This window comes from Enterobacter sp. SORGH_AS_0287, assembly GCF_031453695.1.
In the GTDB taxonomy this organism is placed as follows: Bacteria; Pseudomonadota; Gammaproteobacteria; order Enterobacterales; family Enterobacteriaceae; genus Enterobacter; species Enterobacter ludwigii.
The window spans coordinates 263,125-276,160 of the sequence record NZ_JAVIZW010000001.1 but is presented as its reverse complement, the minus strand read 5'-3'; the positions used below and the strand labels follow the sequence as shown (position 1 = coordinate 276,160).

The 13,036-nt window shown below is 56.4% G+C and carries 12 protein-coding genes; 2 read left to right on the top strand and 10 right to left on the bottom strand.

What is annotated here, in order from left to right:
• Positions 1-15: 15 nt before the first annotated feature.
• The gene (elaB, locus tag QE396_RS01295; protein WP_020883147.1) at positions 16-321 is read right to left on the bottom strand and encodes a stress response protein ElaB; all 306 of its coding nucleotides are present in this window, start codon (positions 319-321) and stop codon (positions 16-18) included.
• A 53-nt stretch (positions 322-374) separates the two neighbouring features.
• On the bottom strand, positions 375-836 hold the full coding sequence (locus QE396_RS01290) for a GNAT family N-acetyltransferase (RefSeq protein WP_014170987.1): 462 nt from the start codon (positions 834-836) through the stop codon (positions 375-377).
• A 70-nt stretch (positions 837-906) separates the two neighbouring features.
• On the opposite strand from QE396_RS01290, the gene rnz reads away from it, so the two are divergent.
• Both rnz and QE396_RS01280 read left to right on the top strand, forming a co-directional pair.
• Positions 907-1,824, top strand: coding sequence for a ribonuclease Z (gene rnz / locus QE396_RS01285; RefSeq protein ID WP_020883146.1), 918 nt, complete (start codon positions 907-909; stop codon positions 1,822-1,824).
• Between the two features lie 64 nt (positions 1,825-1,888).
• Positions 1,889-2,893: a chemotaxis protein gene (locus tag QE396_RS01280; RefSeq protein WP_014170989.1), complete on the top strand. Its 1,005-nt coding sequence runs from the start codon at positions 1,889-1,891 to the stop codon at positions 2,891-2,893.
• A gap of 102 nt (positions 2,894-2,995) precedes the next feature.
• On the opposite strand, the gene nuoN is transcribed toward QE396_RS01280, so the two are convergent.
• The 8 genes from nuoN to nuoG form a co-directional block, all read right to left on the bottom strand.
• Complete coding sequence (gene nuoN, locus QE396_RS01275) at positions 2,996-4,453, bottom strand: NADH-quinone oxidoreductase subunit NuoN (RefSeq protein WP_014170990.1); 1,458 nt, start codon at positions 4,451-4,453, stop codon at positions 2,996-2,998.
• Positions 4,454-4,459: 6 nt separating this feature from the next.
• Positions 4,460-5,989: an NADH-quinone oxidoreductase subunit M gene (gene nuoM / locus QE396_RS01270; protein WP_014170991.1), complete on the bottom strand. Its 1,530-nt coding sequence runs from the start codon at positions 5,987-5,989 to the stop codon at positions 4,460-4,462.
• A 76-nt stretch (positions 5,990-6,065) separates the two neighbouring features.
• Positions 6,066-7,907, bottom strand: a complete 1,842-nt coding sequence (gene nuoL / locus QE396_RS01265) for an NADH-quinone oxidoreductase subunit L (protein ID WP_014170992.1) — start codon at positions 7,905-7,907, stop codon at positions 6,066-6,068.
• Entirely contained in the window at positions 7,904-8,206 is a 303-nt protein-coding gene (gene nuoK, locus QE396_RS01260) for an NADH-quinone oxidoreductase subunit NuoK (protein WP_003861496.1), read from the bottom strand. The genes nuoL and nuoK overlap by 4 nt, the downstream gene beginning before the upstream one ends.
• Positions 8,203-8,757 carry an NADH-quinone oxidoreductase subunit J gene (gene nuoJ / locus QE396_RS01255; RefSeq protein WP_014170993.1) on the bottom strand — a complete coding sequence of 185 codons (555 nt, stop codon included), beginning with the start codon at positions 8,755-8,757 and terminating at the stop codon, positions 8,203-8,205. Before nuoJ ends, nuoK begins: the two co-directional genes overlap by 4 nt.
• A gap of 10 nt (positions 8,758-8,767) precedes the next feature.
• On the bottom strand, positions 8,768-9,310 hold the full coding sequence (nuoI, locus tag QE396_RS01250) for an NADH-quinone oxidoreductase subunit NuoI (RefSeq protein WP_003861491.1): 543 nt from the start codon (positions 9,308-9,310) through the stop codon (positions 8,768-8,770).
• Between the two features lie 13 nt (positions 9,311-9,323).
• Entirely contained in the window at positions 9,324-10,301 is a 978-nt protein-coding gene (gene nuoH, locus QE396_RS01245) for an NADH-quinone oxidoreductase subunit NuoH (protein ID WP_014170994.1), read from the bottom strand.
• Positions 10,298-13,024, bottom strand: coding sequence for an NADH-quinone oxidoreductase subunit NuoG (nuoG, locus tag QE396_RS01240; protein ID WP_020883144.1), 2,727 nt, complete (start codon positions 13,022-13,024; stop codon positions 10,298-10,300). Before nuoG ends, nuoH begins: the two co-directional genes overlap by 4 nt.
• Between the last annotated feature and the right edge of the window lie 12 nt (positions 13,025-13,036).

Genomic DNA, 13,036 nt, shown 5'->3' with positions numbered 1-13,036 from the left:
ACCGTATAAGGAACGTTAACGGCGGGCTAAAAGCAGCCCCAGCACCAGTCCGACAGCTGCCCCTACCCCGATGCCTTGCCATGGTTTTTCATGGACGTAATCATCGGCACGGTATACCGCCTTTTTCGCGCGGTAATAGTAATTGTCCGAAGCATGGCTGACGCGATTTTTAACATCATCCAGCGCTTTTTCGGCACGGGCTTTCAGCTCAATATATTTCTGATCGGCAGGGTCGCCCGACGAACGTAACACCTCTTCCAGCGTTTCGCTCAGCAAGGCCAGGTCGTCATCGATACGGGTATCCCAGGATTGAAATGACATATTTTTCTCCATGTTAGTACACCAGTCCGCTAACTATAGCCAACGACTCGCCATTACGCCTGTTTCGCTTCCCGCGCCATGCCGATGTGTGGAATACCGTCCTCATCGTACACGTCCGTCACGGGGGTAAACCCAAAATGCCCGTAAAACGGTTGCAGGTGCGCCTGCGCGCCCAGATATAATGCCTTGTCCGGCCACTGTTTTTGGCACGCTTCCAGCGTTTTTTCCATCAGCTGATAGCCCAGTTTTTCACCACGCGCGTTGCCGCTGATAATCACGCGACCAATCACGACAGGCTCAAAATCGTCTTCGCTTTTCAGAATCCTCGCATACGCCACCAGCGCGTTGTCCCGCCAGCCAAGAATATGGCGATTCTCGCCAATAAGATCATCGCCATCGATATCCTGATACGGGCAGGTTTGTTCAACAACAAACACTTCGCAGCGCAGTTTGAGCAGCGCGTAAAGTGACGTTACCGTGAGCTCACTATGGTGTAAATCTTGCCACTGGATCATGTCAGTCTCCTTCCTGGGTTCATCACGTTATACTAAACCCCTCCCCGTTCGGCAAAGGGCTGATTACGTTATGGAACTGATTTTTCTCGGTACGTCCGCTGGAGTGCCAACCCGATCACGAAATGTGACCGCGATTCTGCTGGATTTGCAGCACCCGACGCGGGGTGGATTATGGCTTTTTGACTGCGGTGAAGGGACGCAGCATCAGCTGTTACATACCCCGTATCATCCCGGCAAACTGGATAACATTTTCATTACCCATCTGCATGGCGACCATCTGTTTGGCCTGCCTGGCCTGCTGTGCAGCCGCTCAATGGCGGGCAATGCCAACCCGCTGACGATTTACGGGCCTGCGGGTATTCGGGAATTTGTCGACACCACGCTGCGCCTGAGCGGCTCATGGACAGATTATCCCCTGGAGGTGGTGGAGATAACCACTGGTCTGGTGCTGGATGACGGGGTTTATCGGGTGACAGCCCAACCCCTGAGCCATCCTGTAGAGTGCTATGGTTATCGCATTGAGGAGCAGGATAAACCCGGTGCGCTCAATGCGTCGGCATTACTGGCCGACGGAATCAAACCCGGGCCGCTGTTCCAGCGCCTGAAGCAGGGCGAAACCGTGACGCTGGAAGACGGGCGCATCATCAACGGGCAGGATTATCTCGCCGCCCCGCAGCCCGGGAAAAAACTGGCGATTCTTGGCGACACAGCCCCGTGCCCGGCGGCGTTGCTGCTGGCGCAGGGTGTGGATCTCATGGTGCATGAAGCCACCCTGGAGGCGGCGATGGAAGAGAAAGCCAACAGCCGGGGCCATAGCTCTACGCACCAGGCGGCGCAGCTTGCGCGTGACGCGGGCGTCGGGAAACTGATCGTCACCCATGTCAGCTCGCGCTACGACGCCCGGGGCTGTCAACGCCTGCTGGCAGAGTGCCGTGAACGGTTCCAGGAATGTGAGCTGGCCGAAGATTTCGCTAAGGTCAGCGTTTAGTCCTTCATTTTTCTCTCAGAGTGCCGATAACGATTAAAAGGTCAGCATTTCTCTCGAGGGTAGAATGGATAATTTCCAGAAAGATATTGATGACAGGGCGAATCTCACCCTGTCGAACCGTTTTGAACTGTTGCTGTTCCGTCTTGGCACCTCTCTGAACGCAAATAAATCCGAGCTGTTTGGCATTAACGTCTTTAAGCTGCGTGAAATTGTGCCGATGCCAGAGTTCACGAAACCCGCCGGGATGAAATCACCGCTGATGGGCATGGTGAATATTCGCGATCAGGTTATCCCGGTGATCGACCTGGCCGCCGTGGCGGGCTGTAAGCCAACCACCGGGCTGAACATCCTGCTGATCACGGAATATGCCCGCAGCGTGCAGGCTTTTGCGGTGGAATCCGTTGAGAACATCATGCGTCTTGACTGGAAGCAGGTGCACGCGGCGGAAACTGCCGTCAGCGGGCGGTACATCACCAGTATCGCCTGTCTGGATGAGAAGACCGATACCAATGAGCTGGCGATGGTGCTCGACGTTGAGCAGATCCTGTATGACATCACCCCGGCCAACCACGACCTGCATGCCACGGATCTGAAGACCACGAAATTCCACATCAAGCCCGGTGCCGTCGCGATTGTCGCCGAAGACTCTAAAGTGGCACGCTCGATGCTGGAAAAAGGTCTGCAGGCGATGGAGATCCCGGCGCAGCTGCATATCACCGGCAAAGACGCGTGGGAGAAAATTAGCGTGCTGGCGGCACAGGCTCAGGCTGAAGGTGTGCCGATTACCGATAAGATTGCACTGGTGCTGACCGACCTGGAAATGCCGGAGATGGACGGCTTTACCCTGACGCGTAAAATCAAAACCGACCCACTGTTGAAAGATATTCCGGTGGTGATCCACTCTTCCCTCTCCGGCAATGCTAACGAAGATCATATTCGCAAGGTGAAAGCCGACGGTTACGTGGCAAAGTTTGAACTCAATGAACTGTCGTCAGTCATTGAAGAAGTCCTGGATCGGTCAATGAAGAAGATTGACGGTCCGCTGATTAGCCGTAAACAGCTGGCTTAACTTTCAGCAGGCTCACGCCTTCCCGACAGGGCAAGGCCGCAAGCCAACAAAAAACCCGCCGAGGCGGGTTTTTTTATTCACTGCGGTCAAACAGCAACGTGATTACATCAGCGGCATCGCGTGCTGCACGATGGTGATCAGCGGCTGTGGATAGATACCGAAGATCAGTACCAGCAGCGCGGAGATCAGTACCACGATACCACCGGCGCTGTACTGCCAGTTACGCGGCGCATCGCGGTTCAGTTGCTGAGGTGCACTCAGATACAGACTCACGGCCACACGCAGGTAGTAGTAGAGACCGATTGCAGAGCCGATAACCACGCCCGCCGTCAGCCACCACAGGTGTGCCTGCACACCCACTGCCAGCACGTAGAACTTACCGATAAAGCCCAGCGTCATCGGAATACCCGCCAGAGAGAGCATCATTACGGTCATAACGGCGGACAGAATCGGACGGTGCCAGAACAGACCACGGTAGGAGAACAGGGAATCTGCATCCGGACCACGGTACGGGCTGGACATCAGGCTCACCACGCCGAACGCGCCGAGGCTGCTGAACAGGTAACCGGCCAGGTAAACACCGACGGTCTCCATCGACATCTCACCGCTCTGCAGCGCAATCAGTGCCACCATCAGGTAGCCCAGATGGGAGATAGATGAGTAGCCCAGCAGACGTTTAATGTTGGTCTGGCTCAGCGCCATCAGGTTACCGAAGATGATGGAAGCAAACGCGATGATGCCCAGCACCACGCGAACCGCTTCGCTGTCACCCACCGGCGCATACAGGAACAGACGCATCACCACCCCGAAGATAGCGATTTTGCTCGCCGTCGCCAGGAAGGTTGAGACAGGAGCAGGCGCGCCCTGGTAGACGTCTGGCGTCCACAGGTGGAACGGAACCAGAGAGAGCTTAAAGCCAAGGCCAACAATCATCATGCCCAGACCCGCCAGCAGCAGCGGTTCGTGCAGCATACCGTCGCCGAGGCTCTTGCCGAGCGCCATGAAAGAGAGGTTTCCGGACTGTGCGTACAGCAGCGCGATACCAAACAGCAGGAAAGACGACGCGGCAGCAGACAGAATGGTGTACTTGATGCTCGCTTCCAGAGAACGTTTCTGACGGAAGGCGTAACCAATCAGACCGAACAGCGGCAGAGAGATAAGCTCAATACCGAGGAACAGCGCAGCCAGATGGTTCGCATTCGCCAGCAGAATACCGCCCAACGCGGCAATCAGTACCAGCAGGTAAAACTCTTCTTTGTTGTCGTTGTAGCCTTCCAGCCATGGGTACGCAAACGTACAGGTTGCCAGGCTCGCCAGCAGAACCAGACCCGAGTACAGCATGGCATAGCCGTCAACGCGCATCAGCGGAGTGACGTCCATCGCCCCGCCCTGGCCAACAAACCAGAGAGAGACTAATGCGGCGTTCAGACCGATGACCGACAGCGTGGCATTCAGGAAGTGATTGCGTCGCCACGCAATGGAGAGCATCACAACCACCACCGTCAATCCGACGATCAGCAGCGGTAGCAGCGCGATCAGTTGTTGTGGAGTTATTGTCATGGCGAATTACGGCCTTGTAGTAGAAGCAGAATTAACAAACCACTGCTGGATATTCCCCATCGCGGAGTGCGAGGTATCCAGAATTGGCTGCGGGAAGAAGCCCAACAGCACCAGCAGTACGACCAGCAGCAGGATGATGAACAGCTCACGCAGCGACATCCCCGGCAGTTCTTTTGCAGCAATTTCGCTCTTCGCTTTACCGAAGTAAGCGCGGTGCAGCATCGCCAGCGAGTAAACGGAAGCGAACACCAGACCAAAGGTGGAGATCACGGTAATGACCGGCACCACTTTGAAGCTGCCGAACAGAATCATAAATTCGCCGACGAAGTTACCGGTGCCTGGCATACCCAGCGTGGCCACCGCGAAGAACATAGAGAGCGCTGGCAGCCATTTAATTTTGCTCCACAGACCGCCCATCATACGCATGTCACGGGTGTGAAGACGTTCGTACAGCTGACCACACAGGATGAAGAGACCGGCTGCGGACAGACCGTGCGCAATCATCTGGATAACCGCACCCTGGTAAGCCAGCTGGCTGCCGGTGTAGATGGCAATCAGTACAAAGCCCATGTGGGAAACGGAGGTGTACGCAATCAGACGTTTAATGTCGTACTGCGTGAAGGCCATCCAGGCACCGTAGAAGATACCGATCACACCAAGCCACATCGCAATTGGCGCGAACTCAGCGGACGCATTCGGGAACAGCGGCAGAGCGAAACGCAGCAGACCGTAGGCCGCGGTTTTCAGCAAGATCCCCGCCAGGTCAACGGAACCCGCCGTTGGCGCCTGTGAGTGCGCGTCTGGCAGCCAGCCGTGCAGGGGAACCACCGGCATTTTCACCGCGAAGGCAATGAAGAAGCCGAGCATCAGCAGGTATTCCACACCGTGAGACATCGGGGTCTTCAGCAGGTCTTCATAGTTGAAGGTCCAGATACCGGTCGCGGTATGGTGAACAAACACCAGCGCCAGAATCGCAATCAACATCACCAGACCGCTCGCCTGGGTATAGATGAAGAACTTGGTTGCCGCCGTGATACGCGTTTTACCGTCGGACGCCTTATGGCCCCACAGCGCGATCAGGAAGTACATCGGCACCAGCATCATCTCCCAGAAGAAGAAGAACAGGAACATGTCGATGGCAAGGAACACGCCGATAACGCCGCCCAGGATCCACATCAGGTTCAGGTGGAAGAAGCCCTGGTATTTTTCAATTTCTCGCCAGGAGCACAGTACCGCCAGAACGCCGAGCAGACCCGTCAGCACCACCATCAGCAGCGACAGACCGTCGATAGCCAGGTGAATGGTTATCCCAAAACGCGGGATCCACGGCAGAATAAATTCAGACTGCCACTGCGGAATCCCCGCAGACTGCGTCAGAGAGTAGCCACCCTGCAACCACAGTTGCAGACCAAGCGCGAGCGTCAATCCCATGGTGATCAGCGCGATCCAGCGCGGCATCTTCACGCCAAAGCGTTCAGTCTGCCAGCACAGGAAGCCGCCGATGAAGGGAATTAATATTAGCCAGGGTAGTAACATGGCGATTTACATTCCTTTTTAAGGCCCCCAGCAGGAGCCTGATTTTCAACGAATTCGAATAAAATTCACTTAACGATCAACGCAACACCATCAGCAGCGCCAGCACGACAACCGCACCGATGCTCATGGACGCCACATACCAGCGCAGGTAACCGTTCTCGCTGAACAGCAGGCCTTTACCTGCAAAGCGGGAAAGGATCGCCGGGATATTCATCAGAGAGTTCAGCGGATCGCGTTTCAGCAGCCACGCAATGCCCAGGAACGGCTTGACGAAGATCATGTCGTACAGCCAGTCGAAGCCCCACGCGTTGTACCACCAGGTCCCCAGCAGGCGGCCTGGCGCACTGTTGGCAACGGCAGTCACCAGCGTACGTTTGCCCAGCCACAGCCATGCTGCGATCAGGATGCCCGCGATAGCGACCACACCCGAGGTGATTTCAAGCGTCAGAACGCGACCGTGCTCAAGCTCGGTGGTGTCCGGCAGTACGCCCTGCAGCGGTGGCACAATCAGTGCGCCAACGAAGGTGGAGAGTACCAGCAGCACAATCAGCGGCAGGTGATGAGTAATCCCCTTCCCTGCGTGAGCGTGAATTTGTTCTTTACCGTGGAATACGATGAAAATCATACGGAAGGTATACAGGGAGGTCATGAACGCACCGACCAGACCCGCAACCATCAGATTGATATGACCATTCGCCATGGCACCGGCAAGGATTTCGTCCTTACTGAAGAAGCCCGCGGTAATCAGCGGCAGTGCCGCCAGCGCCGCGCCGCCCACCAGGAAGCAGACATAAACCAGCGGAATGGACTTACGCAGTCCGCCCATCTTGAAGATGTTCTGCTCGTGGTGGCAGGCCAGAATCACGGAACCGGATGAGAGGAACAGCAGCGCTTTAAAGAACGCGTGCGTCATCAAGTGGAAAATGGCTGCGTCCCATGCCTGAACACCCAGTGCCAGGAACATATAACCAATCTGGCTCATGGTGGAGTACGCGAGAACGCGTTTGATGTCGGTTTGCACCAGCGCGGCAAAGCCTGCCAGCACCAGCGTTACCGCACCAACGATACCCACCAGATGCAGAATTTCCGGCGTCATCAGGAACAGACCATGCGTACGCGCAATGAGGTAGACCCCAGCGGTAACCATGGTTGCGGCGTGGATCAGCGCGGAGACAGGCGTTGGACCTGCCATCGCGTCGGCCAGCCATGTCTGCAACGGCAGCTGCGCGGATTTACCCACGGCACCACCCAGCAGCATCAGCGTTGCCCACCACAGCATGTCATTGCCGGCAGCGAAGTGCGCTGGCGCCAGTTCCACCATTTCGCGGAAATTCAGCGTGCCCAGTTCGTTGTAGAGAATGAACAGCGCGAAGGCGAGGAAGACGTCACCCACACGGGTCACGACAAACGCTTTCATGGCCGCTGCGCCATTCTTCGGATCGGTATAGTAGAAGCCGATCAGCAGATAAGAGCAGAGACCCACGCCTTCCCAGCCGAGATACATCAACAGCAGGTTATCGGCCAGCACCAGAACAACCATGCTCGCGATAAACAGGTTGGTGTAGGCGAAGAAGCGGGAGTAACCCTCTTCACCGCGCATATACCAGGAGGCAAACATGTGGATCAGGAAGCCCACGCCGGTCACCACGGAGAGCATGGTCAGAGAGAGACCATCCAGCACCAGGTTGAAACCGATGTTGAAATCACCGACCGACATCCAGGTCCACAGCGGTACGCTGAAGGCCTGACGCCCGTTGTTAAAGAAGTCGATACCCGCATACGCTGTCACCAGCGCAGCCAGACCCACAGAGCCCATGCCGACGGTGGCGGACAGATTCTCAGACCAGCGGCCACGAGAAAACGCCAGCAGCACGAAGCCAATCAGCGGAAAAATAATGGTTAAGGCAAGCATGTTCATCCACGCAACTCACTTACTGAATCGATGTTCAGGTTCTGGCGGCGACGATGGAGCTGCAGTAACAGCGCCAGGCCAATACTCGCTTCGGCAGCCGCGAGGCTGATGGCGAGAATGTACATCACCTGACCATCGGTCTGGCCCCAGTAGCTTCCGGCGACCACGAAGGCCAGCGCGGAGGCGTTAATCATGATTTCCAGACCGATCAGCATAAACAGCAGATTGCGGCGGATAACCAGACCGGTTAAGCCCAGAACGAATAAAATCGCAGCGAGGATCAGTCCATGTGTTAAGGGGATCATGCGCGTTCCTCCGTTTTTCTTTTCGCGCGGTCGTCAGTGCGGTTGCTCAGCAACTCACCAGCACGCTCTTCGCGGCCAACGTGGAAGGCGACAACCAGGCCCGCCAGCAGCAGCATAGAGGCCAGTTCAACCGCCAGGACGTATGGGCCAAACAGCGTAATACCCACCTCTTTAGCGCCGATTGGCGTGCCGTCGATGCCCTGATCATTCACGCCCAGAATGGCGTAAACAATGACCACCAGCATGATGGCCGACAGGATCGCCGGGCCAATCCAGACCTGCGGTTTTAACCACTGACGTTCCTGCTCAATTTCAGAGCCGCCCAGGTTCAGCATCATCACCACGAAGACGAACAGCACCATGATGGCCCCGGCGTAGACGATGATCTCCAGCGCACCAGCAAAATGCGCGCCCAGCGCAAAGAACACCCCGGAAATAGCCAGCAGCGAGATAATTAAGTACAGCAGCGCATGCACCGGATTGGTGTGCGTAATCACTCGCAGCGTAGCCAGGATGGCGATAAGGCCACAGATATAAAAAGCGAATTCCATTGCCCTCTCCTTACGGTAACAGGCTCTTGACGTCGATAGGCTTAGCTTCGTTCTCTGCTTCGCCCTTATCTTTGCCGTCGATTGCCATACCCGCCATCCGGTAGAAGTTATATTCCGGGTATTTGCCCGGACCGGAAATCAGCAGATCCTCTTTCTCGTACACCAGGTCCTGACGCTTATACTCACCCAGTTCGAAGTCCGGGGTCAGCTGAATCGCCGTGGTTGGGCACGCTTCTTCACACAGACCGCAGAAAATGCAGCGTGAGAAGTTGATGCGGAAGAACTCAGGATACCAGCGGCCATCTACCGTCTCTGCTTTCTGCAGAGAGATACAGCCCACCGGACACGCTACCGCACACAGGTTACAGGCAACGCAGCGCTCTGAACCGTCCGGATCGCGCGTCAGCACGATACGGCCACGGTAGCGCGGCGGCAGATATACCGGCTCTTCCGGGTACATCCGGGTTTCGCGTTTGGCAAACGCGTGCAGGCCGATCATCCAGATACTGCGTACCTGAGTGCCGAAACCTACCAATAATTCTTTTAAGGTCATGGTCTATAGCCCCTTATGGCTGCTGCCAGAGAATGACAGCCGCCGTTACCAGCAAGTTGATGAGCGTCAGCGGCAGGCACACTTTCCAGCCGAAGGACATTACCTGGTCATAACGCGGACGCGGTAACGCTGCGCGAATCAAAATGAACATCATCATGAAGAACGCGGTTTTCAGCGCGAACCAGATGAACGGCGGTAAGAACGGGCCATGCCAGCCACCAAAGAACAGCGTTACCATCAACGCGGAAATGGTGACAATACCGATGTACTCGCCCACGAAGAACAGACCGAATTTCATACCGGAATATTCGATGTGGTAACCGTCGGCCAGTTCCTGTTCGGCTTCTGGCTGGTCAAACGGGTGACGGTGACACACCGCCACGCCCGCGATAGCAAAGGTAATAAAACCAAAAAACTGCGGGATAACGTTCCAGATGTCAGCCTGGTTGTTGACGATGTCGGTCATGTTGAATGAACCGGCTTGCGCCACCACACCCATCAGGGAAAGCCCCAGGAATACTTCGTAGCTCAGCGTCTGCGCAGAAGCACGCATCGCACCCAGCAGGGAGTATTTGTTGTTACTGGACCAGCCCGCGAACAGCACCGCATACACGGCGAGGCCTGCCATCATCAGGAAGAACAGAATGCCGATGTTCAGGTCAGCCACCACCCAGGTCGGGCTGACAGGAACAATCGCGAACGCCAGCAGCAGCGAGGTAAAGGCGATCATCGGTGCCAGAGTAAAGATCACGCGGTCCGAGAAGCGCGGGATCCAGTCCTCTTTAAAGAACATCTTGATCATGTCCGCTACCAGCTGGAGTGAACCACCCCAGCCCACGCGGTTCGGTCCGTAACGGTTCTGGAACAGACCGAGCAGACGACGTTCACCAAAGCTCATGAACGCGCCACAGGTGACGACCACCAGCAGGATAACTATCGCTTTCAGAATGCTCAGCAGGATGTCGATAAGATCCGGCGTTAACCAACTCATGCTTTTGCCTCCTGCAGATTATCAAGACGCGCACCCGCCAGTACCGGCGCGATGCCAGGCATACCCATCGGCAGACCCACCTGCCCTGCTGTCAGACTTTCAGAGATAATCAGCGGCAAGCTGATTGTCTGGCCATCATAGCTAAAGGCGATGTTCGCACCCGCGTTAACGCCAAGCTTCGCGGCATCTGCCGGGTTAAGCTTGATGTACGGCTGCGGCATGCGGCTCTGGAATACCGGAGAACGCTGGGACAATTCGTCACTGCCGAACAGATGGTAGTACGGCGCAATACGCCAGTTCCCTTCCTGCGCCTGGAAGCTCGCCGGCACGGTGGTGAAGAAGTCCAGACCGGTGTCGGAAGCTTCAATCAGACGCACGCCCGGGTCACCGTGGCGCAGAGAGCCGCCCACTTCAGCCTGGAATTTGTTCCATGCCTGCGGGGAGTTCCAGCCTGGTGCCCATGCGAACGGAACCTGAGAGCGCGGTGCAGACGGCTGGTTGTTCCCTTCCATTGAGAAGGCAAACATCGTGTCTTTATCCTGCGGCTGACGAGGTTCGTGAACGCTGATGTTGGCTCGCATCGCGGTACGACCGCTGTAACGGTGCGGTTCACGCGCCAGTTTCTGGCCACGAATACGGAAGCTTGCGTCAGGAGCCGCATCTTTGATGCCAGCCAGCTGAGGCAGTTTTTCCACGACCGCGTCGATAACATGGTCGAGCTGCGTCCAGTCCACTTCACGGCTCTGAACGGTGCTGTGCAGAGAGTGCAGCCAGCGCCAGCTTTCCAGCATTATGGTGTTGCTGTCGTAGTACGCCGGGTCATACACCTGGAAGAAACGCTGTGCGCGGCCTTCGTTGTTGATAACCGTGCCGTCGCTTTCCGCGAAGCTTGCCGCAGAGAGCACCAGGTGCGCTTTGTCCATGATCGCGGTGCGCTGATGGTCAATAACCATCACCAGCGGCGCTTTGGAGAGCGCTGCGTCAACGCGTGCGGCAGAAGCATGGCGATGCAGGTCGTTTTCCAGCACCACAACGGCGTCAGCAGCACCGGATTCCAATTCGCTTAACGCAGCTTCCAGAGAGCCACCGCCAATCATTCCCAGACCGATGCTGTTCACCGCACGGGCAATCATGGTCACGCCAACGTCTGCACCACGGCCTTTCAGCGCTTTAGCCACGTTCGCGGCAGCCTGAATGATCTCCGCGCTACCGGCGTTAGTCCCGGAAACAATCAGGGGTTTCTTCGCACCCGCCAGGGCCTGAACAATCACATCAACCTTGTTCTGCAGGTCGCGATCGAGACCTTCAACGGCCGGAGAATTGCTGTCCAGCGCATGAGCAATCGCAAAGCCAAGACGGGCCTGATCTTCAACCGGCGCGCAGTAGGTCCACGCCGCGATATCGTCCAGACGCGTGCTGTCGACGTTGGTCACAAACAGAGGATGCTTAGCACGCTGACCGATGTTGAGGATTGCCGCAATCTGCCAGTCAGCCACTTTCTGAGCTGCCGCCATTTCACGAGCTTTACCTTTGACCGCCTGACGAACCGCCAGGGCAGCGCGAGCGCCGGTCTGCGTCAAATCTTCACCCAGCACCAGAACCGCATCATAAGATTCAATTTCACGCAGCGCTGGGGTATGAATACCGCCTTCACGCAGCACTTTCAGTACCAGCTGCAGACGTTCCTGCTCGCCCTGAGCGATACCGGTGTAGAAGTTTTCCGCCCCAACCAGCTCACGCAGCGCGAAGTTACTTTCGATGCTGGCGCGCGGGGAGCCGATACCGATCACTTTCTTCGACTGGCGCAGAATATCTGCCGCGCCCTGCATCGCCTGTTCAGCGTTCAGGGTGATGAAGTCATCACCACGGCGTTGAACGGGCTGACGTGGACGGTCTTTCAGGTTCACGTAGCCGTAGCCGAAACGACCGCGGTCGCACAGGAAGTAATGGTTAACGGTACCGTTATAACGGTTTTCAATACGACGCAGTTCGCCATAGCGCTCACCCGGGCTGGTGTTACAGCCCAGCGAACACTGCTGGCAGATGCTTGGTGCAAACTGCATGTCCCACTTACGGTTGTAACGCTCGGAGTGGGTTTTATCGGTGAAGACGCCGGTTGGACAAATCTCGACCAGGTTACCGGAGAATTCGCTTTCCAGCGTACCGTCTTCCGGACGACCGAAGTAGACGTTGTCATGCGCGCCATACACGCCCAGATCTTGTCCGTCTGCGTAATCTTTGTAGTAACGCACGCAGCGGTAGCAGGCGATGCAGCGGTTCATTTCGTGAGAGATGAACGGCCCCAAATCCTGGTTGCGGTGGGTACGTTTGGTAAAGCGATAGCGACGGAAGCTGTGACCGGTCATTACGGTCATATCCTGAAGGTGGCAGTTACCGCCTTCTTCACAGACCGGGCAATCGTGCGGGTGGTTGGTCATCAACCATTCCACAACGCTTTCACGGAACTGTTTGGCTTCTTCGTCATCAATCGAAATAAAAGTGCCTTCGGTGGCTGGCGTCATACAGGACATCACCAGGCGACCACGCGTGTCTTCCGCGTTTTGATATTGCTTCACCGCACACTGGCGGCAAGCACCGACGCTGCCCAGCGCCGGATGCCAGCAAAAATACGGAATATCAAGGCCGAGCGACAGACAAGCTTCCAGCAGGTTGTCCGCCCCGTTGACCTCATACTCTTTGCCGTCTACATGAATCGTAGCCATTAGCATGCTTCC

What these genes read in the sequence shown, in the direction of transcription:
- nuoH (WP_014170994.1), bottom strand. Translation starts at nt 10,301, where the DNA reads ATGAGTTGGTTAACGCCGGATCTTATCGACATCCTGCTGAGCATTCTG.
- QE396_RS01280 (WP_014170989.1), top strand. Translation starts at nt 1,889, where the DNA reads ATGGATAATTTCCAGAAAGATATTGATGACAGGGCGAATCTCACCCTG.
- nuoI (WP_003861491.1), bottom strand. Translation starts at nt 9,310, where the DNA reads ATGACCTTAAAAGAATTATTGGTAGGTTTCGGCACTCAGGTACGCAGT.
- nuoK (WP_003861496.1), bottom strand. Translation starts at nt 8,206, where the DNA reads ATGATCCCCTTAACACATGGACTGATCCTCGCTGCGATTTTATTCGTT.
- rnz (WP_020883146.1), top strand. Translation starts at nt 907, where the DNA reads ATGGAACTGATTTTTCTCGGTACGTCCGCTGGAGTGCCAACCCGATCA.
- nuoN (WP_014170990.1), bottom strand. Translation starts at nt 4,453, where the DNA reads ATGACAATAACTCCACAACAACTGATCGCGCTGCTACCGCTGCTGATC.
- elaB (WP_020883147.1), bottom strand. Translation starts at nt 321, where the DNA reads ATGTCATTTCAATCCTGGGATACCCGTATCGATGACGACCTGGCCTTG.
- QE396_RS01290 (WP_014170987.1), bottom strand. Translation starts at nt 836, where the DNA reads ATGATCCAGTGGCAAGATTTACACCATAGTGAGCTCACGGTAACGTCA.
- nuoG (WP_020883144.1), bottom strand. Translation starts at nt 13,024, where the DNA reads ATGGCTACGATTCATGTAGACGGCAAAGAGTATGAGGTCAACGGGGCG.
- nuoJ (WP_014170993.1), bottom strand. Translation starts at nt 8,757, where the DNA reads ATGGAATTCGCTTTTTATATCTGTGGCCTTATCGCCATCCTGGCTACG.
- nuoM (WP_014170991.1), bottom strand. Translation starts at nt 5,989, where the DNA reads ATGTTACTACCCTGGCTAATATTAATTCCCTTCATCGGCGGCTTCCTG.
- nuoL (WP_014170992.1), bottom strand. Translation starts at nt 7,907, where the DNA reads ATGAACATGCTTGCCTTAACCATTATTTTTCCGCTGATTGGCTTCGTG.